Source organism: Streptococcus sp. ST16 (genome assembly GCF_046098135.1).
Lineage (GTDB): Bacteria > Bacillota > Bacilli > Lactobacillales > Streptococcaceae > Streptococcus.
Map to the genome: position 1 here is coordinate 1 of NZ_JBJUSE010000011.1, position 20153 is coordinate 20153.

The following is a 20153-nucleotide window of genomic DNA, read 5'->3' on the forward strand; positions in this document are numbered from 1 at the left end:
CCGAACACAGCAGTTAAGCCCTAGAACGCCGGAAGTAGTTGGGGGTTGCCCCCTGTGAGATATGGAAGTCGCTTAGCAAGAGGAGTCAGGGAGCTGGCTCCACTCTTTTGGGAGTTTAGCTCAGCTGGGAGAGCATCTGCCTTACAAGCAGAGGGTCAGCGGTTCGATCCCGTTAACTCCCATATAGGTCCCGTAGTGTAGCGGTTATCACGTCGCCCTGTCACGGCGAAGATCGCGGGTTCGATTCCCGTCGGGACCGTTTAAGATAACGGAAGTTATTTTAGACTCGTTAGCTCAGTTGGTAGAGCAATTGACTTTTAATCAATGGGTCACTGGTTCGAGCCCAGTACGGGTCATATTTGCGGGTTTGGCGGAATTGGCAGACGCACCAGATTTAGGATCTGGCGCTTAACGGCGTGGGGGTTCAAGTCCCTTAACCCGCATAATAGAAAGCAGCCGGCTTAGCTCAGTTGGTAGAGCATCTGATTTGTAATCAGAGGGTCGCGTGTTCAAGTCATGTAGCCGGCATTTTTTTATATAGAATAAGAGGTCGATGCGAACGTAGTTCAGTGGTAGAACACCACCTTGCCAAGGTGGGGGTCGCGGGTTCGAATCCCGTCGTTCGCTTAGAGAGGCCGGGGTGGCGGAACTGGCAGACGCACAGGACTTAAAATCCTGCGATTGGTAACGATCGTACCGGTTCGATTCCGGTCCTCGGCATATAATGATGAGCACCCTTAGCTCAACTGGATAGAGTACCTGACTACGAATCAGGCGGTTAGAGGTTCGACTCCTCTAGGGTGCATTTTTTTATTTAACGCGGGAAGTAGCTCAGCTTGGTAGAGTACTTGGTTTGGGACCAAGGTGTCGCAGGTTCGAATCCTGTCTTCCCGATCGATTAAGGGGATACTTAAGTGTATCTTTTTTATTTGATAAATTGTAAAATATAGTGCAACAAAAAAACTCATAGCGTTTCATTGGTGTAAACTGTAAGTAACCACACAAACAGAATCCCGAGGAAAAACTATGAGCTACTCCCATCTTACCATAACGGACCGAATAAAGATAGAAATCTACATCGAATTAGGTTTAAAATCTTGCCAAATTGCAAGTAAACTTAGCGTCCATAAGTCTACCATTTCAAGAGAGTTAAGACGATGTCAAAATGGTTACTCCGCAGTCTTAGCACAGGAACAGTACGACCACAGGGCTAAGCAAAAAGGTCGGAAGTCTTGTTTAACACCAAAGTTGAAAAAGGAAATTAAGAACGGTTTAAAATCCTCTTGGTTGCCTGAACAGATTTGTGGGCGCTATCAGCTTGAACAAAAGCCAATGGTCGCTTTTAAAACCATCTATAACTGGCTCTATGCTGGTTTGATTGATCTAGATTTAAGCGTCCTTCGTCGTAAAGGGAAGACTCGACAACCCAAAGAAACACGTGGAAGATTTAGGATTAGCACGTCGATTGTCAAACGTCCTAAAGAGATCCGGAATCGTAAAACTTTTGGCCACTGGGAACTTGATACTGTAGTGTCTTCCAGAGGCAAAAGCAAGGGATGTTTAGCGACTTTTCTAGAGCGAAAAACTCGTTTTTACTTAGCTTTCAAGCTACCAGATAGAACAGCCAAAGCCATGTTTTCACCCATCGAACAACTTTGTAAGCTATTTCCAAAAGAGACTCTTAAAACCTTTACTTCAGACAGGGGAAAAGAGTTCGCCTGCTATCCTCTGGTAGAGAATTTAGGAATTTCTTTTTTCTTTGCGGACGCCTAATCATCCTGGCAGAGAGGAAGCAATGAAAACGCAACTGGCTTACTAAGAGAATATTTCCCAAAGAAAACAGATTTAGCTGTATATCTGATGAGGCTTTGAACAAGGCCTTATATGATATCAATCACAGACCGCGAAAATGTTTAGCTTATTCTTGCAATTTATCATTTAGTAAGGAGATTCCGAGAATCTTCTTTTTTTGTTTATCGAACAAAGTTGTCTAAACTAGCAGTGCTTAAGGAATGGTAGTGGTTATATATTTTCTTTAATTATGGTAAAATAGTAAGAGAATAATGTGAGGAAATTGGATGTCAAGTAAGTTTGAAATTTTAATGAATCAAATAGGAGTCTCTGATCAATTGAGACAGGATCCTGCTCTTGTTAATGCAAGTATTGAGCGTGTTGTGGTTCATAAAATTAGTAAGATTTGGGAATTTCATTTTGTATTTTCTAATATTTTACCGATTGAAATCTTTTTAGAGTTAAAGAAAGGACTGAGTGAAGAATTTTCTAAGACAGGGAATCAAGCTGTTTTCGAAATCAGGGCTCTCTCTCAAGAATTTTCAAATGAACTCTTGCAGGTCTACTATAAGGAGGCTTTTTCTGAAGGTCCATGTGCTAGCCAAGGGTTTAAGTCTCTTTATCAGAATTTACAAGTTCGTGCAGAGGGGAATCAGCTCTTTATTGAAGGTTCAGAGGTGATTGATAAGGAACACTTTAAGAAAAATCATCTTCCTAATTTAACAAAGCAACTTGAAAAATTTGGTTTTCCAGCTTTTGTCTGCCAAATCGAAAAGAATGATGCTCTTACACAGGAGCAGGAGGAAGCCTTCCATACGGAGAATGAACAAATCGTTCAGGCTGCTAATGAAGAAGCTTTGCGTGCTATGGAACAACTGGAACAGATGACTCCCCCTCCAGTAGAAGAGAAGTCGGCCTTTGATTTTCAGGCTAAAAAGACTGCGGCAAAACCAAAATTGGATAAGGCTGAAGTTACCCAGATGATTGATGTGACGACTGAGGAAAATCGTTTGGTCTTTGAAGGGGTCGTTTTTGATGTGGAGCATAAGGTGACCAGAACTGGTCGCGTTTTGATTAACTTTAAAATGACGGACTACACTTCAAGTTTTTCAATGCAAAAATGGGTTAAGAATGAAGAAGAGGCTCAGAAGTTTGACATCATTAAGAAAAATTCTTGGCTTCGTGTTCGTGGGAATGTAGAGATGAATAACTTCACACGCGATTTGACAATGAACGTGCAGGATGTGCAGGAAGTTGTTCACTATGAGCGGAAGGATTTGATGCCAGAAGGTGAGCGTCGGGTTGAGTTTCATGCTCATACTAATATGTCGACCATGGATGCTCTGCCAGAAGTAGAGGAAATCATTTCGACAGCTGCAAAGTGGGGACACAAGGCGGTTGCCATCACGGACCATGGAAACGTTCAGTCTTTCCCACATGGCTACAAGGCAGCTAAGAAAGCTGGAATTCAGCTGATCTATGGAATGGAAGCCAATATCGTTGAAGACCGTGTTCCTATCGTTTACAACGAAGTGGAGATGGACTTGTCAGAAGCAACCTACGTGGTTTTTGACGTGGAAACGACGGGACTTTCAGCTATCTATAATGACTTGATTCAGGTTGCGGCTTCTAAGATGTATAAGGGAAATGTTATTGCCGAATTTGATGAATTTATCAATCCTGGATATCCCTTGTCAGCCTTTACTACCGAGTTGACTGGAATTACAGATGATCATGTCAAAAATGCCAAACCACTGGAACAAGTTTTGCAAGAATTCCAAGAATTTTGCAGGGATACGGTTCTAGTTGCCCACAATGCTACCTTTGACGTTGGCTTTATGAATGCTAACTATGAGCGTCATGGTTTGCCTAAGATTAGCCAGCCAGTTATTGATACGCTCGAGTTTGCTAGAAACCTCTATCCTGAGTATAAACGTCATGGTTTGGGACCTTTGACCAAGCGTTTTGGTGTGGCACTGGACCACCACCACATGGCCAACTACGATGCGGAAGCTACTGGTCGTTTGCTCTTTATCTTTATCAAGGATGTAGCAGAAAAACATGGTGTGACTGATCTGGCTAGACTGAATATTGATTTGATTAGTCCAGACTCTTATAAAAAAGCTCGGATCAAGCATGCGACCATCTATGTCAAGAATCAAGTAGGTCTAAAAAATATCTTTAAGCTGGTTTCGTTGTCCAATACCAAATACTTTGAAGGGGTACCACGGATTCCGAGAACGGTTCTAGATGCTCATCGGGAGGGCTTGATTTTAGGAACAGCTTGTTCTGAAGGTGAAGTTTTTGATGCAGTCGTTTCCCAAGGTGTGGATGCGGCGGTTGAGGTGGCCAAGTATTATGACTTTATCGAGGTTATGCCACCAGCTATCTACGCTCCCTTGATTGCTAAGGAGCAGGTCAAGAATATGGAGGAGCTCCAGACTATTATCAAGAGTTTGATAGAGGTCGGAGACCGTCTTGGCAAACCTGTTCTGGCTACGGGAAATGTCCACTATATCGAACCGGAAGAAGAGATTTACCGTGAAATTATCGTCCGTAGTTTGGGCCAGGGGGCTATGATTAACCGAACCATCGGTCACGGTGAGCATGCCCAACCAGCTCCTTTGCCAAAGGCTCATTTTCGAACAACCAATGAGATGTTGGATGAATTTGCCTTCTTGGGCGAGGATCTAGCACGCAAATTAGTCATTGAAAACACCAATGCCTTGGCAGATATCTTTGAACCTGTTGAGGTCGTTAAGGGTGACTTGTATACACCTTTCATCGACAAGGCTGAAGAAACGGTTGCTGAGTTGACCTATAAGAAAGCTTTTGAGATTTATGGAAATCCGCTGCCAGATATCGTTGATTTGCGGATTGAAAAAGAATTAACTTCCATTCTGGGGAATGGATTTGCCGTGATTTATCTGGCATCGCAGATGCTGGTGCAACGTTCCAATGAACGGGGCTACTTGGTTGGTTCTCGTGGGTCTGTTGGGTCCAGTTTTGTTGCGACCATGATTGGGATTACGGAGGTTAATCCTCTCTCTCCTCACTATGTCTGTGGTCAGTGTCAGTACAGCGAGTTTATCACGGATGGTTCTTACGGTTCAGGTTTTGATATGCCCAATAAGGATTGTCCAAACTGTGGTCACAAACTCAGCAAAAATGGGCAGGATATTCCGTTCGAGACCTTCCTTGGTTTTGATGGAGATAAGGTTCCCGATATTGACTTGAACTTTTCGGGAGAAGATCAGCCTAGCGCTCACTTGGATGTGCGTGATATCTTTGGTGAAGAATATGCCTTCCGTGCGGGAACGGTTGGTACGGTGGCTGCCAAGACTGCCTATGGATTTGTAAAGGGCTACGAGAGAGACTATGGGAAGTTTTATCGTGATGCAGAGGTGGAACGCCTCGCTCAGGGTGCGGCTGGTGTCAAGCGGACTACAGGACAACACCCAGGGGGAATCGTTGTTATTCCGAACTACATGGATGTCTACGATTTTACGCCTGTTCAGTATCCAGCAGATGACGTGACGGCTGAATGGCAGACGACTCACTTTAACTTCCACGATATCGACGAGAACGTCCTCAAACTTGATGTACTGGGGCATGATGATCCGACCATGATTCGGAAATTGCAGGACTTGTCTGGTATTGACCCTAATGAAATTCCCATGGATGATGAAAGCGTTATGGCTCTCTTTTCTGGAACGGAAGTTTTAGGGGTGACGCCTGAGCAAATTGGAACTCCGACGGGTATGTTGGGAATTCCAGAGTTTGGAACTAACTTTGTACGTGGAATGGTAGATGAGACACATCCGACGACTTTTGCGGAGTTACTTCAGCTGTCTGGTCTGTCCCACGGTACCGATGTGTGGTTGGGAAATGCCCAGGATCTGATCAAGCAAGGAATTGCGGACCTATCAACTGTTATCGGTTGTCGGGACGATATCATGGTTTACCTCATGCATGCAGGTCTCGAACCTAAGATGGCCTTTACCATCATGGAACGGGTACGTAAGGGTTTGTGGCTAAAGATTTCCGAAGAGGAGCGAAATGGCTATATCGAAGCTATGAAGGCCAATAAGGTGCCAGAGTGGTATATCGAGTCCTGTGGGAAAATTAAGTACATGTTCCCTAAAGCCCATGCGGCAGCCTATGTTATGATGGCCTTGCGTGTAGCCTACTTCAAGGTTCACCATCCAATTTATTACTACTGTGCTTACTTCTCAATCCGTGCTAAGGCTTTTGATATCAAGACCATGGGTGCGGGCTTGGATACTATCAAGCGTAGAATGGAAGAAATCTCTGAAAAACGGAAAAACAACGAGGCTTCTAATGTGGAAATCGATCTCTATACAACTCTTGAGATTGTCAATGAGATGTGGGAACGTGGGTTCAAATTTGGGAAACTCAATCTTTATCGCAGTGATGCGACTGAATTCCTCATCGATGGGGATACCCTCATTCCGCCATTTGTAGCAATGGATGGTCTAGGAGAGAACGTTGCTAAGCAGTTGGTGCGAGCGCGTGAAGAGGGAGAATTCCTCTCTAAAACAGAACTACGCAAGCGTGGCGGACTCTCATCAACCTTGGTTGAAAAGATGGATGAAATGGGGATTCTCGGCAATATGCCAGAGGACAACCAGTTGAGTTTGTTTGATGATTTGTTTTAAGAATTAGAACGGAGAACATCTTTATGAAACTTAGAATCTTTGCGGAAGACAAACCAGCTGAAAAGGTTTTTGACTATCAGCTAGAGCTGGCAGATGAAACAATTATCCTATCGACAGTGCTTCTGTCGGGTGCCATTGCTTTAGCAGGATTGTTTTCTGCTTTAAAAGAAAAATAGAAAAGGAAGAATAGAATGGTTTTACCAAATTTTAAAGAAAATCTAGAAAAATATGCGAAATTATTGGTTGCGAACGGAATTAACGTGCAACCTGGTCACACCTTGGCTCTCTCTATCGATGTGGAGCAACGCGAGTTGGCTCATCTGATCGTGAAGGAAGCCTATGCCTTGGGTGCGCATGAGGTCATCGTTCAGTGGACAGATGATGTCATCAACCGTGAGAAATTCCTCCACGCGCCGATGGAGCGTCTAGACAATGTGCCAGAATACAAAATTGCTGAGATGAACTATCTCTTGGAGAACAAGGCTAGCCGTCTTGGAGTTCGCTCATCTGATCCAGGTGCCTTGAACGGAGTGGATGCTGACAAATTATCAGCTTCTGCTAAAGCGATGGGACTTGCCATGAAGCCAATGCGTATCGCAACTCAATCCAACAAGGTTAGCTGGACAGTGGCGGCCGCTGCTGAACTTGAGTGGGCTAAGAAAGTCTTTCCAAATGCTGTGAGCGATGAAGAAGCAGTTGATCTCCTTTGGGACCAAATCTTCAAAACTTGCCGTGTCTACGAAGCAAATCCTGTTAAGGCTTGGGAAGAACATGCAGCCATCCTTAAGAGCAAGGCGGAAATGCTCAATAAAGAGCAATTCTCAGCCCTTCACTACACAGCGCCAGGGACAGATTTGACACTTGGTTTGCCTAAGAACCACGTTTGGGAATCAGCTGGTGCTATCAATGCACAGGGCGAAGGGTTCTTACCAAATATGCCAACAGAAGAAGTCTTTACGGCGCCTGACTTCCGTCGTGCAGATGGTTATGTCACTTCTACAAAACCACTTAGCTATAACGGAAATATCATTGAGGGAATTAAAGTAACCTTTAAGAATGGAGAAATAGTAGATATCACTGCTGAGAAGGGTGATCAGGTCATGAAAGACCTTGTCTTTGAAAATGCGGGTGCGCGTGCCTTGGGTGAATGTGCCTTGGTACCAGATCCAAGTCCAATTTCTCAGTCAGGCATTACCTTCTTTAATACCCTTTTCGACGAAAATGCTTCAAACCACTTGGCTATCGGTGCTGCCTATGCGACCAGCGTTGTTGGTGGAGCAGAGATGAGCGAAGAAGAGCTTGAAGCAGCAGGACTTAACCGTTCAGATGTTCACGTGGACTTTATGATTGGGTCTAGTCAAATGGATATCGATGGTATCCGTGAGGATGGAACACGCGTACCCCTCTTCCGTAATGGAGACTGGGCAAATTAAGGAGAAGCTATGATTGGAAGCATGTTTGTCGGCCTTTTAATCGGACTATTAGCTGGAGCTATCACCAATCGTGGAGAACGTATGGGATGCTTTGGGAAGATGTTCCTCGGCTGGATTGGTGCCTTTCTAGGACAATTACTCTTTGGTTCTTGGGGGCCAAGCCTAAACGGTACAGCCATTATCCCAGCAGTTCTCGGTGCCATGATTGTCTTAGCTATCTTCTGGGACAGAGGAAGTTAGCTTTCCGACTCTGAAAAGGAAAGGAGGTTGGTCATTGAGCCAGCCCCTCCTTTTGAGTATGATATAATAGTTCTATGAGATTAGATAAATTTTTAGTTGCCTGTGCTGTGGGGAGTCGAACAGAGGTCAAAAACTTGCTCAAGGCTGGGCGCGTGACGGTAAATGGTAAAAAAGAAAAGTCAGCAAAGCTGCAAATAAATGAAGAAAAAGATGAGATTCACTTTGATGGTCAAGTGCTAGAGTACGAGGAGTTTGTTTACTACATGATGAACAAGCCCCAAGGAGTCATTTCGGCGACTGAAGATCCCAAGCATAGAACTGTTTTAGACTTGTTAGATGACTATGCTCGCGCCAAGGAAGTCTTTCCAGTGGGGCGCTTGGATATTGATACCCATGGTCTTTTGCTTTTGACTAATGATGGTCAACTGGCTCATGCCCTTCTTTCACCCAAACGTCATGTGGATAAAACTTACTTGGCTCAGGTCAAGGGGATTATGACCCAAGAAGATGTGGAAACATTTGCCAAGGGCATTTCTCTCAAAGACTTTACCTGCCAGCCTGCTAGACTGGAGCTTGTTTCTACAGATACAGAAAAGAATCAAAGTTTGGTTCGTGTAACCATTGCAGAAGGGAAGTTCCATCAGGTCAAGCGTATGGTATCCTACTGTGGCAAGGAAGTAGTGGACCTACAACGTTTGACGATGGGAACTTTAGCTTTGGACGAGAATTTAGAACGAGGAGAATGGCGTCGCCTGACCAAGGAGGAGTTAGAAATTCTCCTTGCTAGTATTGCTTAGTTTGGATTATGTTAGGAAAGGTGAGGGAGAATGTCCTTACCTTTTTCGTTTTTCAGTTGCTTCCTTTGTGAAAAGAGTTATAATAGACAGTAGAATAAAAGGAGGAATCTATGAACGCGATTCAAGAATCATTTACAGATAAACTTTTTGCCAACTATGAAGCAAATGTCAAATACCAAGCGATCGAAAATGCTGCCAGCCATAACGGAATTTTTGCAGCCCTAGAACGTCGCCAAAGCCATGTAGACAATACACCTGTTTTCTCGCTTGATTTGACCAAGGACAAGGTGACCAACCAGAAAGCATCTGGTCGTTGCTGGATGTTTGCAGCTCTCAACACCTTCCGCCACAAACTCATCTCTCAATACAAACTGGAAAACTTTGAGTTGTCACAAGCCCACACATTCTTCTGGGACAAGTACGAGAAATCCAACTGGTTCTTGGAGCAAGTGATTGCGACTGCAGACCAAGAATTAACGAGCCGCAAGGTTAGCTTCCTACTCCAAACTCCACAACAAGATGGTGGACAATGGGATATGGTCGTTGCCCTCTTTGAGAAATACGGTGTCGTTCCTAAGTCAGTTTACCCTGAGTCCGTTTCTTCTAGCAGCAGTCGTGAGCTCAATGCCATCCTTAACAAATTGCTCCGTCAAGATGCTCAAATCTTGCGTGACTTGCTCGCTTCTGGTGCAGATCAAGCGACTGTTCAAGCTAAGAAAGAAGACCTCTTGCAAGAAATCTTTAACTTCCTTGCTATGTCACTAGGACTTCCACCACGTAAGTTTGACTTTGCTTATCGTGATAAGGATGATAACTACCAAAGCGAAAAGGGGATCACACCACAGGAATTTTACAAGAAATATGTCAATCTACCTCTAGAAGATTATGTTTCTGTTATCAACGCCCCAACTGCTGACAAGCCTTACGGTAAATCTTACACAGTTGAGATGTTGGGGAATGTCGTTGGTAGCCGTGCAGTTCGCTACATCAACGTACCTATGGAGCGTTTGAAAGAATTGGCGATTGCCCAAATGCAAACAGGAGAAACTGTTTGGTTTGGTTCAGATGTCGGTCAACTTAGCAACCGCAAAGCTGGAATTCTTGCGACTGATGTTTATGACTTTGAATCAAGCATGGATATTCAACTCACTCAAGACAAAGCTGGACGTTTGGACTACAGCGAAAGTTTGATGACTCACGCCATGGTCTTGACAGGTGTGGATTTGGATGAAAATGGCAAGTCAACCAAGTGGAAGGTTGAAAACTCATGGGGAGACAAGGTCGGTACAGATGGTTACTTCGTTGCCTCAGATGCTTGGATGGATGAATACACTTACCAAATCGTTGTCCGTAAGGAATTGCTGACAGCAGAAGAACGGGCTGCTTATGAAGCAGAACCAATCGTACTTGCACCATGGGATCCAATGGGTGCCTTGGCAGAATAAAGTATAAAGAAAAGAGGTTAGGGGAATCCTAGCCTCTTTTTAAGTTCTTCTTAAAGTGGCGATAGATGATGCTTGCCAAGGGAGTTCTTCTTATTTTGAGTCTTTAAGTGACAGAGAAAAGGATATGTGTTACTATAGTAGTACAAAAGGATATCGGAGTAGAAATGAAGTATTTAAGTAGTCAAGACATCAAGGATCGTCAACGAAATATCAGCGACATTAAACCTTATAAAACAACCAAGGAAATTGTCGTTTCAAATATCTTTACCTTTTTTAATGCTATGAACTTGGCTCTGGCAGTTCTGGTAGCCACAACCTTGCGATTTGAAAATATGCTCTTTTTAGGTGTGATTGCTATCAATACAGCCATTGGGATTTTCCAAGAAGTGCGTTCAAAAAATACTTTGGAAAAACTAAGTTTGCTTGGTAAAAGTAAGTACAAAGTCAATCGAGATGGTCAAACAATCGAGATTGATCCAGAGGACATCGTTCTGGGTGAGTATCTGCATCTCAATCTGGGTGATCAGGTGCCTGTCGATGCAGAAGTCCTTGAAGGGAATATTGAAGTGGATGAGTCCTTGCTGACTGGTGAGAGTGATTCGGTCTTTAAAACAGCAGGTGACAAGCTGATGAGCGGAAGCAATGTTGTCAGCGGTACTTGTCTGGTTACGGCGACGGCTGTGGGTCCAGATAGTTATATCAATAAACTCGCAAAATCCAGCAAGGAATTCAAAAAATATCCTTCTCAGCTGCGCGATTACATGGATAAGATTTTAAAAATCGTCTCCATCTTGCTGGTGCCAGTTGCCATTCTGCTTTATGTCAGAGGTTTTAGTCTAGGACGGTCTTATGTTGAAATTGTTTTGGGAAGTTCAGGTGCCTTGGTCGGCATGATTCCAGAGGGCTTGATTCTCCTGGTTAGCGTCTCCCTAGCGGTAGCGGCCATGAAGCTGGCTAAAAAGAAGGTTCTGGTGCAGGAGCTATACTGTGTGGAAACTTTGGCGCGAGTAGATGTTCTTTGTTTTGATAAGACAGGAACTATCACGACGGGGAATATGAAGGTCCAAGAAATGGATGCTAATGTAGCAGAGAAACTATCTTCTTATTTGGCTTATTTTGAGGATGAAAATGCAACTTCACGAGCTCTGAAGACTTACTTAACCTGTGAGAAAAAGTGGGAAGTTCAAGAAGTCGGTGCCTTTTCAAGCAAAAACAAGTATTCCTTTGTCCAAGTAAAAGATGGTGGGACCTATTTCTTCGGTGCCTATGAGTTTTTAGGCTTTACCCAGCCGATGGATGCCTACTATGAACATCTGAAGCGGCAAGGTTTTCGAATCTTAACACTTGCCCATAGTAAGGACCAGATTACGAGTCCAGCCAATATGGAACTACTGGGGCACGTCGTTTTGTCAGATGAGATTAAGGACAATACCAAGGAAACCTTTGACTATTTCGAATCTCAAGGTGTTGAGGTGAAGATTATCAGTGGTGATAATCATGTGGCTGTATATGGGGTGGCTCGTAAGGCAGGTTTTAAGGAAGAAGCACAGGCGATTGATATGAGCAAGGTGAGCAATGATGACTTTGAAAGAGTAGTTTTGGAACATGATATCTTTGGGCGCGTGACACCAGAACAAAAACAAAAGATGGTGACCGTTTTGCAAAATGCTGGTAAGACAGTTGCCATGAGTGGTGACGGGGTCAATGATGTTCTAGCTCTTAAGAAAGCAGATATTAGTTTCGCCATGAAGGGAGCAACGAGCGCAGCCAAAAGTGTGTCCAATATTGTTTTTTTGACCGATGATTTTGCGGTATTTTATGATATCTTGATGGAAGGTCGCCGGGTCATCAATAACATCCAAAAGGTAGCCTCTCTCTTTCTGACAAAGACCTTCTTCTCCATCGTGTTTGCGATTTTAAGTGTGGTATTTGGTTTGGAATTTGCCTTTATCCCCATTCAGTTTACAATCATTTCAGCCATTACGATTGGGATTCCATCTTTCTTCCTAACTTTTGAGTCCAATAAAGAAAAGGTTAGCACACATTTTATGCGAGATATTTTGACCAATGCTGCGATTGGTGGTGGCATTCTGGTTGCTAGTGTTCTCCTGACGAACTTCTTTATCACTGTCCCAGGTCAGGTCAAATTTATTTGCTTCCTCCTTGCCCTGATCAATGGTCTGTGTCTAGTTGCCAAGGTCAGTCTGCCTTTTAATCGATACAAACTGGTCTTGCTCGTACTTTTGAGCCTTACAGCCCTTGTTGGAGTGCTTGCCAATACCTTTATCCTGCAAGGAGCGTATGTGCCTTTAGAAACCACCCAAGTTGTCTATGTAGCCATCCTAGCAGTGGTGATTGGGGGCTTGCATTATTTGACTAGAAGAAAAAGTTGATACACAAAAAGAATCAAGACTTAATCCTGATTCTTTTTTATTTATATTCTCGATGGTTTACATGATACCGAAGAAACGAGCTGCAATACCTACTGCAAAGAGAGCAAGGATGATTGCGATTGGTGATACTTTTTTCTTAAGCAACCACATGCAAAGGAAAGTAAGGAGAAGTCCCATCAATCCTGGAATCAATGAGTTCAACTGACCTTGAAGAGTTTGTGGTTGAACGCTATCCAAGCTCAATCCGCTGAGTGCTTGACCAAGGATTCCCTTCAATTCTCCACCTGTTACAGCGCCTTCTGGGAAGTTGATGTAGGCACCTTCAGCCAATTGTTTACCTGGAAGGTTCACAGTAAAGTTGATAGATACCCAACGTTGTACAAGAACGGCAAGGATGAACATACCAAGGATAGATGCTCCTTTAGTGATATCTTTCAAGATGCCACCAGACATGTCTTTAGTGATTTCAGATCCAGCTTTGTAACCGAACTCTTGTGTATACCATAGGAAGGCCATACGGATAGCATTCCATCCAAAGAAGAAGAGAAGAGGACCAACAATATTACCAGATGCAGCAAGTGATGCACCAAGGGCTCCAAGGATAGGACGAACTGTAAACCAGAATACTGGGTCACCAATACCAGCAAGAGGTCCCATCATACCGATCTTAACCCCTTGGATAGCCGCGTCGTCGATCTCAACACCGTTAGCGCGCTCTTCTTCAAGTGCAAGAGTAACCCCCATGATTGGAGCAGCTACGTATGGGTGAGTGTTGAAGAATTCAAGGTGACGCTCAAGAGCAGCCGCTTGGTCTTCTTTTTTAGTGTACAATTTTTTGATAGCTGGGATCAATGAGTAAGCCCAACCCAAGTTTTGCATACGTTCGTAGTTCCAAGAACCTTGAAGGAATTGTGAACGCCACCAAACTTTTTGACGATCTGATTTTGATAATTGAATTTTTTCAGCCATGATTGTTCCCCTTTCTAGTAGTCTTCTAGGATATCACCGATTGGGTCGTTAGAAGTCGCAGCTCCGCCGCCACCGTTTCCACCTTGTTTTGAAAGGTTAAGGTAGATGAAGGCAAGAGCAACACCGATGACACCAAGGGCAATCAAAGTCAATTGAGAGATTGCTGCAAGAGCAAAACCGATAGCGAAGAATGGCCATACTTCACGAGTTGCCATCATGTTGATAACCATAGCGTAACCAACGGCAACGACCATAGCACCACCGACAGCCATACCACCATTCAACCATTCTGGCATTAGGCCAAGAGCGTCTTGAACAGCAGAAGCAGGGATAGCGATAAGGAAGGCTGCAGGGATAGCGATACGAAGACCTTGAAGAACAAGGGCAAAGTAGTGAGCGCGTTCAACAGCCGCAATGTTTCCTTCTTTTGCAGCTGCGTCAGCTGAGTGAACCAAGGCAACTGAGATTGTACGAACAATCATTGTCAAGAAAAGTCCAGCTACAGCAAGAGGGATAGCTGTGGCTGTTGCGACGGCGATACCTTCAGTAGTAAAGTTACCACCTTTGATCAAGATGATCGCTGCAGCAACAGATGCAAGAGCAGCGTCAGGAGCTACGGCAGCTCCGATGTTAGCCCAACCAAGGGCGATCATTTGAAGAGATCCACCAAGCATAACACCTGCTTCGAGGTTACCTGTTACAAGTCCGATAAGGGTACATGCGACGATTGGTTGATGGAATTGGAATTGGTCGAGGATACCTTCAAGACCTGCAAGGAAGGCAACAACTACAACCAAGATAGCAGAAATGATTGAAATATCTGACATGGTTTTATTCCTTTTCTATTTAGTTTTAATAAAGTACTTAATCCTGTTTTCAAAAATGATAGAAACAGATTAAAATTATTGGACGTTCGCTTTGTTAATCAAGTCAAACAAATCTTTTTTCGTGTCGTTTGGTACTTTACGTACATCAAATTCAACACCGAGGTCACGCATTTTTTCAAATGTTGCAACATCATCTTTGTCCATAGACAAGACGTTATTGATCATTGTTTTACCTGTTGAGTGGGCCATAGAACCAACGTTAAGGGTCTTGATTGGTACGCCACCTTCGATGGCACGAAGAGCATCTTGAGGTGTTTCAAATAAGATAAGAGCATGTGTGTTACCAAAACGAGGATCTTTTGCAACCTCAATCAATTTTTTGATTGGTACAACGTTGGCTTTTACTCCGTTAGGAGCTGCTTGCTTGATCAATTCTTTACGCAACTCGTCGTTTGCAACGTTATCTGAAGCAACGATGATACGGTCTGCTTTTGAATCTGGTGTCCAAGCAGTTGCGACTTGTCCGTGAAGAAGACGTGTGTCAAGACGGGCAAGATTGATTTTCAATTTACCGTCTCCGATAACAGTTCCTTCTGGAATAGCAGCTTGGGCAACTGGAGCAGCCGCAACACTAGCCCCTTCCTCAACTGGGTTAAGCTCTTCTGGAAGAGCTTTGATGCCATCTTTGGCTTCTTTAATGATATTCGCAGCGACTTTATCCACACCTGCAGTAGCGTCCATAAGGCGCTCAGTATAGGCTTGAATCAACATCGGCAAGTTAAGCCCTGTGATGATGGCAAATTTACGCTCAGGGTTTTCTCCCATCACGCGGCTAGCTTGGTTGAATGGAGATCCACTCCAAAGGTCAGCCAATACTAGAACCTCATCTTCTGCGTCAAATGCAGCCACAGCGTTGTTGAATTTAGCGTAAAGATCATCTGGACCTTCATTTGGCATAAAGGTTACAACTTGAACCTTTTCTTGTTCACCAAAGATCATAGATCCTGACTGATGAATACCCGCAGCAAATTCGCCGTGGCTCGCAATAATGATTCCGATACTCATTATTGTCATTCCTCCTTTTAAAATGTTTGACTTATAGGTTTCCTAAAAAACCTCAGACGTACCTAGTATAAATCGTTTTTATATAAAAATCAACTACTTTTTCGAAAATTGTAAAAGTTTTCAATGAAAATAGGCTTACAAAATGTTAATATATAAATAATTTCAAAAAATATATGAAAATAGAAATAGAAAATTTAATATAAAAATACTGAAAATGAGTGACCTCTATGAAAATAGAATGAAAATAAAAAAGAAAAGATTGCAGAGCAGCAATCCTCCTTTTTATAGGAATAAAGTTTGTAAAGCGTGGGCTACCCCGTCTTCTTCGTTGGTCAGAGGAAGTTGCTCGTCTGCATATGGAAGGAGAGCAGGATTGGCGTTTTTCATAGCATATCCCTTGCCTGCAAATGCCAACATTTCGGTGTCATTATGTTCATCACCAAAGGCGATTAAGTCTTTTTTATCACGATTCATAACATTGAGCAAGTACTCTAGAGCAAAGGCTTTGTTTACCCCCTTGGGTGTACATTCGAGGATGTTGAGAGGGCCACCCCAGGTATTGATAGCTAGTTGATGCTGATAAAAACGATTCATCTCGTCCGCTAGAGCGTATTTGTCCTCAACCCTTGTTTGCAAGAGAATGCAGTTAGGATTCTTGGTTACTCGTTCGGGTTTGAATTGATTTTCCGGTTGGAAGTTCTCTACGCCAAATAGTTTAGGGTCCGCAATTTCTTCATTTGGAGCTGTAATGTAAAATTTCTTACGGTATTCTCCTGCAATAAAGTCGGCCTGAATATCCTCTTTACGTTTGACCATATCTAGGAGATATTTTTTGTCCAAGGTTAAGCATCTTTCGTGCTCCCAAGCCTGTCCTGGTAGATGGGTGAGGGAACCATTAAAGTTAATCATAGGAGTATGTAGCTCTAGTTCGCGGTAGAAGTCTTTTGCCATGCGATACGGACGCCCCGTCGTGATGATGACATGGTGTCCTTTTTCTGAAATTTTTTTGATCGTCTCTTTGGTAAAATCGGAGAGCTTGCTTTCGCTATTCAGCAGGGTTCCGTCCAAATCGACTGCGATAATTTTTTTAGTCATATAAACCTTCCTAGTCGTTTCCAGATAAGATGTCTACTATTATATCAAAAAGAAAGAAGAAAAGCAGACTCGAGATAAAAAACAAAAATTGTTCCAATTTGGTAAATAAACCAAATAAATATATTGAAAAGGTGAATGATAAGTGGTATAATACTAATATTGTTCGTAAAAAACAAAAGGAGATTCATAATGGATAAACTATTTAAACTAAAAGAGAACGGGACGGACGTTCGTACGGAGGTTCTCGCTGGTTTAACAACTTTCTTTGCAATGAGTTACATTCTCTTTGTAAACCCACAAATGCTTGCGCAGACAGGGATGCCTGCTCAAGGTGTTTTCCTAGCAACAATTATTGGTGCAGTAGCTGGTACCCTGATGATGGCCTTCTATGCGAACCTGCCATACGCTCAAGCACCAGGTATGGGACTCAATGCCTTCTTTACCTTTACAGTCGTATTTGGGCTTGGTTATTCATGGCAAGAGGCCTTGGCTATGGTCTTTATCTGTGGGATTATTTCGCTAATCATTACCTTAACAAATGTTCGTAAAATGATTATTGAATCCATTCCCAATGCGCTTCGTTCGGCTATTTCAGCAGGTATCGGTGTCTTCCTTGCCTATGTAGGGATTAAGAATGCTGGTCTTTTGAAATTCTCTATTGATCCAGGAAGTTATACAGTTGCTGGTGAGGGTGCTGATAAGGCCCAAGCAGCCATTACAGCAAACTCTTCAGCAGTTCCAGGTCTGGTTAGCTTTAATAATCCGGCTGTTTTAGTGGCTATTGCAGGTTTGGCTATTACGATTTTCTTTGTTATTAAGGGCATCAAGGGAGGAATTATTCTTTCTATCCTAACAACGACAGTTCTTGCTATCGCTGTTGGTTTGGTTGATGTATCAAGCATTGATTTTTCTAATAACCATGTAGGTGCAGCCTTTGAAGATTTGAAGACAATCTTTGGTGCAGCACTTGGCTCACAAGGATTGGGTGCTTTAATCTCAGACACTGCTCGTCTACCGGAAACACTTATGGCTATTCTGGCCTTCTCGTTGACAGATATTTTTGACACAATTGGTACCTTGATTGGTACAGGTGAAAAAGTCGGTATCGTAGCGACAAATGGTGAAAATCACCAATCAGATAAGTTGGATAAGGCTCTTTACTCTGACTTGATTGGTACTTCGATTGGTGCCATCGCAGGTACTTCAAACGTGACAACCTATGTTGAGTCTGCAGCGGGTATCGGTGCGGGTGGACGTACTGGTTTGACTGCCTTGGTAGTTGCGGTTTGTTTTGCAATTTCAAGTTTCTTTAGTCCACTTTTGGCAATTGTTCCATCAGCTGCGACGGCTCCAATTTTGATTATCGTTGGGATTATGATGCTCGGTAGCTTGAAAAACATCCACTGGGATGATATGGCTGAAGCTGTCCCTGCCTTCTTTACGTCTATCTTCATGGGATTCAGCTACTCTATCACACAAGGGATTGCAGTTGGTTTCTTGACTTATACGTTAACAAAAGTTGTCAAAGGTCAAGCCAAGGATGTGCACGCGATGATTTGGATTTTGGATGCCTTGTTTATCCTTAACTATATCAGTATGGCGCTTTAAATGATATAATAGTAAGAGGGGGGTTCCCCCTTTTACTATAAGGAGGTATATCATGAAAGAAAAGACGATCTGGCGAGAGGTTTGGGACAGAGGGAAGTGGATCCTCATCCTTTTAGCAGCTTTTGTCCTATCACAATTTCCTTTAGGGTTATCCGCTTGGTTGACTTCTAGACAATTTCCGCTTTTGCAGTCAGGACTCTTAGTTGGTGCCTTGTCTATTGTCGTTTTGGTGGTATTTATTATTGGTGCGCGGAAAACAAAGCTTGCTACCTTTAATCTATCCTTTTTTAAAGCTAAGGACCTAGCTCGCTTGGTATTGAGTTATCTAGTAATCTTTGCTACTAATTTATTGGGCTCAGCTTTGCTTCGCATGATGAATGAAACAACGACGAGTAATCAATCAACGCTTAATGGTTTGGTTCAGAATAGTTCCTTGATTTCTACCTTCTTCTTGATTGTATTGGTTGCTCCGATTTGTGAGGAAATTTTGTGTCGTGGGATTATTCCCCAAAAGATTTTCCGTGGAAAAGAAAAACTAGGTTTTATTGTTGGTGCAATCGTCTTTGCCTTGCTCCATACGCCAACTAATTTGCCTTCTGTGATTATTTATGGAGGGATGTCAACAGTTTTGACTTGGACAGCCTATAAGACTGAGCGTTTGGAGATGTCCATTTTGCTTCATATGATTCTCAATGGTATTGCATTTTGTTTGTTGGCCTTATTGGTATTGATTAGTAGAAATCTAGGTCTATCATTCTAAGCCATTGACCTACTTGGAAAAGATGAATACTAGCGTGTCCATCTTTTTCTTTTTATGGTAAAATAGAGGGATAATATGGTAAAGAACCTTAAGGAAGTGACCGTTATGTCCAATAAAGTCAACCACGTAAAAACAGCCATTTGTGGCATTATCAATGTAACCCCAGATTCTTTTTCAGATGGTGGGCAGTTTTTTGCTCTTGAGCAGGCACTCCAGCAGGCTCGTAAATTGATAGCAGAAGGAGCGAGCATGCTAGATATCGGTGGAGAATCGACTCGGCCGGGCAGTAGTTATGTTGAGATAGAAGAGGAAATCCAGCGAGTTGTTCCAGTGATTAAAGCTATCCGTGAGGAAAGTGATGTTCTCATTTCCATCGATACTTGGAAAAGTCAGGTGGCAGAGGCTGCTTTGGCTGCTGGTGCCAATCTGGTCAATGATATCACTGGTCTCATGGGAGATGAGAAAATGGCGGATGTAGTTGCTAAGGCTGGAGCAAAAGTGGTTATCATGTTTAATCCAGTTATGGCTCGTCCTCAGCATCCTAGTTCGCTCATCTTTCCTCATTTTGGTTTTGGACAAGCTTTTACAGAAGAAGAGTTAGCTGACTTTGAAAAAGTGACAATCGAAGACTTGATGGAGGCTTTCTTTGAACGTGCCCTAGCGAGAGCGAATCAAGCTGGGATAGCAAGAGAAAACATTTTGCTGGATCCAGGAATTGGTTTTGGTCTCACCAAGAAAGAAAATCTGCTCCTTCTACGGGATCTGGATAAACTACACCAGCAAGGCTATCCGATTTTTCTTGGAGTTTCGCGTAAGCGGTTTGTCATTAATATCCTGGAGGAAAATGGCTTTGAAGTTAATCCCGGGACCGAACTTGGTTTCCGCAATCGAGACACAGCTTCGGCTCATGTAACCAGTATCGCTGCGAGACAGGGTGTGGAAGTAGTGCGCGTGCACGATGTAGCCAGTCACAGGATGGCGGTTGAAATTGCGTCAGCCATTCGATTGGCAGAAGATGCGGAAAATCTAGATTTAAAACAATATAAGTAAG

14 protein-coding genes, 9 tRNA genes and 1 pseudogene are annotated in these 20153 nt (G+C 43.2%); 20 read left to right on the plus strand and 4 right to left on the minus strand.

Going from position 1 to position 20153, the window contains the following annotated elements; all coding sequences use genetic code 11:
* Nucleotides 1-109: 109 nt before the first annotated feature.
* The 17 genes and pseudogenes from ACIY14_RS07225 to ACIY14_RS07305 all read left to right on the plus strand — a co-directional run bounded on the left by ACIY14_RS07225 (nt 110) and on the right by ACIY14_RS07305 (nt 12778).
* Nucleotides 110-182 (plus strand) — tRNA-Val (locus ACIY14_RS07225).
* A 4-nt stretch (nt 183-186) separates the two neighbouring features.
* Nucleotides 187-259 (plus strand) — tRNA-Asp (locus tag ACIY14_RS07230).
* Between the two features lie 24 nt (nt 260-283).
* Nucleotides 284-356 (plus strand) — tRNA-Lys (locus ACIY14_RS07235).
* A 5-nt stretch (nt 357-361) separates the two neighbouring features.
* A tRNA-Leu gene (locus ACIY14_RS07240) sits at nt 362-443 on the plus strand.
* Between the two features lie 12 nt (nt 444-455).
* Nucleotides 456-528: transfer RNA gene (locus ACIY14_RS07245), tRNA-Thr, on the plus strand.
* Between the two features lie 27 nt (nt 529-555).
* Nucleotides 556-627: transfer RNA gene (locus ACIY14_RS07250), tRNA-Gly, on the plus strand.
* 7 nt (nt 628-634) lie between these two features.
* A tRNA-Leu gene (locus ACIY14_RS07255) sits at nt 635-720 on the plus strand.
* Between the two features lie 11 nt (nt 721-731).
* Nucleotides 732-805: transfer RNA gene (locus ACIY14_RS07260), tRNA-Arg, on the plus strand.
* Between the two features lie 15 nt (nt 806-820).
* Nucleotides 821-894, plus strand: a tRNA-Pro gene (locus tag ACIY14_RS07265).
* Nucleotides 895-1026: 132 nt separating this feature from the next.
* A pseudogene (locus tag ACIY14_RS07270) lies at nt 1027-1994 on the plus strand (IS30 family transposase).
* Nucleotides 1995-2078: 84 nt separating this feature from the next.
* Nucleotides 2079-6470, plus strand: a complete 4392-nt coding sequence (locus tag ACIY14_RS07275; RefSeq protein WP_409002093.1) for a PolC-type DNA polymerase III — start codon at nt 2079-2081, stop codon at nt 6468-6470.
* Between the two features lie 23 nt (nt 6471-6493).
* Nucleotides 6494-6646, plus strand: a complete 153-nt coding sequence (locus ACIY14_RS07280) for a hypothetical protein (protein ID WP_000776620.1) — start codon at nt 6494-6496, stop codon at nt 6644-6646.
* A gap of 15 nt (nt 6647-6661) precedes the next feature.
* Nucleotides 6662-7903, plus strand: a complete 1242-nt coding sequence (locus tag ACIY14_RS07285; protein WP_409002094.1) for an aminopeptidase — start codon at nt 6662-6664, stop codon at nt 7901-7903.
* Nucleotides 7904-7912: 9 nt separating this feature from the next.
* Nucleotides 7913-8143 (plus strand): GlsB/YeaQ/YmgE family stress response membrane protein, encoded by a 231-nt coding sequence (locus ACIY14_RS07290; RefSeq protein ID WP_000580440.1) that lies wholly within the window; start codon nt 7913-7915, stop codon nt 8141-8143.
* Nucleotides 8144-8217: 74 nt separating this feature from the next.
* Entirely contained in the window at nt 8218-8940 is a 723-nt protein-coding gene (locus ACIY14_RS07295) for a pseudouridine synthase (RefSeq protein WP_409002095.1), read from the plus strand.
* A gap of 110 nt (nt 8941-9050) precedes the next feature.
* The gene (gene pepC / locus ACIY14_RS07300; RefSeq protein ID WP_409002096.1) at nt 9051-10385 is read left to right on the plus strand and encodes an aminopeptidase C; all 1335 of its coding nucleotides are present in this window, start codon (nt 9051-9053) and stop codon (nt 10383-10385) included.
* A 164-nt stretch (nt 10386-10549) separates the two neighbouring features.
* Nucleotides 10550-12778: an HAD-IC family P-type ATPase gene (locus tag ACIY14_RS07305; RefSeq protein WP_409002097.1), complete on the plus strand. Its 2229-nt coding sequence runs from the start codon at nt 10550-10552 to the stop codon at nt 12776-12778.
* A 57-nt stretch (nt 12779-12835) separates the two neighbouring features.
* Here the strand turns inward: ACIY14_RS07305 and ACIY14_RS07310 are convergent, their stop codons facing one another.
* The 4 genes from ACIY14_RS07310 to ACIY14_RS07325 form a co-directional block, all read right to left on the minus strand.
* On the minus strand, nt 12836-13747 hold the full coding sequence (locus ACIY14_RS07310; RefSeq protein WP_000818316.1) for a PTS system mannose/fructose/sorbose family transporter subunit IID: 912 nt from the start codon (nt 13745-13747) through the stop codon (nt 12836-12838).
* Nucleotides 13748-13761: 14 nt separating this feature from the next.
* Nucleotides 13762-14574 (minus strand): PTS mannose/fructose/sorbose transporter subunit IIC, encoded by an 813-nt coding sequence (locus ACIY14_RS07315; RefSeq protein ID WP_001280325.1) that lies wholly within the window; start codon nt 14572-14574, stop codon nt 13762-13764.
* 75 nt (nt 14575-14649) lie between these two features.
* Nucleotides 14650-15639 carry a PTS sugar transporter subunit IIB gene (locus ACIY14_RS07320; RefSeq protein WP_409002098.1) on the minus strand — a complete coding sequence of 330 codons (990 nt, stop codon included), beginning with the start codon at nt 15637-15639 and terminating at the stop codon, nt 14650-14652.
* A 282-nt stretch (nt 15640-15921) separates the two neighbouring features.
* Nucleotides 15922-16734, minus strand: coding sequence for a Cof-type HAD-IIB family hydrolase (locus tag ACIY14_RS07325; RefSeq protein WP_084874469.1), 813 nt, complete (start codon nt 16732-16734; stop codon nt 15922-15924).
* 189 nt (nt 16735-16923) lie between these two features.
* Here ACIY14_RS07325 and ACIY14_RS07330 point away from each other — a divergent pair, with 189 nt between their 5' ends.
* From ACIY14_RS07330 to folP, 3 genes are all read left to right on the plus strand, one after another.
* Nucleotides 16924-18342 carry an NCS2 family permease gene (locus tag ACIY14_RS07330; RefSeq protein ID WP_000359305.1) on the plus strand — a complete coding sequence of 473 codons (1419 nt, stop codon included), beginning with the start codon at nt 16924-16926 and terminating at the stop codon, nt 18340-18342.
* A gap of 52 nt (nt 18343-18394) precedes the next feature.
* Complete coding sequence (locus ACIY14_RS07335; RefSeq protein ID WP_084874471.1) at nt 18395-19102, plus strand: CPBP family intramembrane glutamic endopeptidase; 708 nt, start codon at nt 18395-18397, stop codon at nt 19100-19102.
* A gap of 75 nt (nt 19103-19177) precedes the next feature.
* Nucleotides 19178-20152 carry a dihydropteroate synthase gene (gene folP, locus ACIY14_RS07340; protein ID WP_409002099.1) on the plus strand — a complete coding sequence of 325 codons (975 nt, stop codon included), beginning with the start codon at nt 19178-19180 and terminating at the stop codon, nt 20150-20152.
* Nucleotide 20153 lies beyond the last annotated feature (1 nt).

Bases quoted from the DNA above. Each gene is read 5' to 3' on its own strand.
- ACIY14_RS07275 (WP_409002093.1), top strand. From the start codon at position 2,079: ATGTCAAGTAAGTTTGAAATTTTAATGAATCAAATAGGAGTCTCTGAT.
- ACIY14_RS07280 (WP_000776620.1), top strand. From the start codon at position 6,494: ATGAAACTTAGAATCTTTGCGGAAGACAAACCAGCTGAAAAGGTTTTT.
- ACIY14_RS07285 (WP_409002094.1), top strand. From the start codon at position 6,662: ATGGTTTTACCAAATTTTAAAGAAAATCTAGAAAAATATGCGAAATTA.
- ACIY14_RS07290 (WP_000580440.1), top strand. From the start codon at position 7,913: ATGATTGGAAGCATGTTTGTCGGCCTTTTAATCGGACTATTAGCTGGA.
- ACIY14_RS07295 (WP_409002095.1), top strand. From the start codon at position 8,218: ATGAGATTAGATAAATTTTTAGTTGCCTGTGCTGTGGGGAGTCGAACA.
- pepC (WP_409002096.1), top strand. From the start codon at position 9,051: ATGAACGCGATTCAAGAATCATTTACAGATAAACTTTTTGCCAACTAT.
- ACIY14_RS07305 (WP_409002097.1), top strand. From the start codon at position 10,550: ATGAAGTATTTAAGTAGTCAAGACATCAAGGATCGTCAACGAAATATC.
- ACIY14_RS07310 (WP_000818316.1), bottom strand. From the start codon at position 13,747: ATGGCTGAAAAAATTCAATTATCAAAATCAGATCGTCAAAAAGTTTGG.
- ACIY14_RS07315 (WP_001280325.1), bottom strand. From the start codon at position 14,574: ATGTCAGATATTTCAATCATTTCTGCTATCTTGGTTGTAGTTGTTGCC.
- ACIY14_RS07320 (WP_409002098.1), bottom strand. From the start codon at position 15,639: ATGAGTATCGGAATCATTATTGCGAGCCACGGCGAATTTGCTGCGGGT.
- ACIY14_RS07325 (WP_084874469.1), bottom strand. From the start codon at position 16,734: ATGACTAAAAAAATTATCGCAGTCGATTTGGACGGAACCCTGCTGAAT.
- ACIY14_RS07330 (WP_000359305.1), top strand. From the start codon at position 16,924: ATGGATAAACTATTTAAACTAAAAGAGAACGGGACGGACGTTCGTACG.
- ACIY14_RS07335 (WP_084874471.1), top strand. From the start codon at position 18,395: ATGAAAGAAAAGACGATCTGGCGAGAGGTTTGGGACAGAGGGAAGTGG.
- folP (WP_409002099.1), top strand. From the start codon at position 19,178: ATGGTAAAGAACCTTAAGGAAGTGACCGTTATGTCCAATAAAGTCAAC.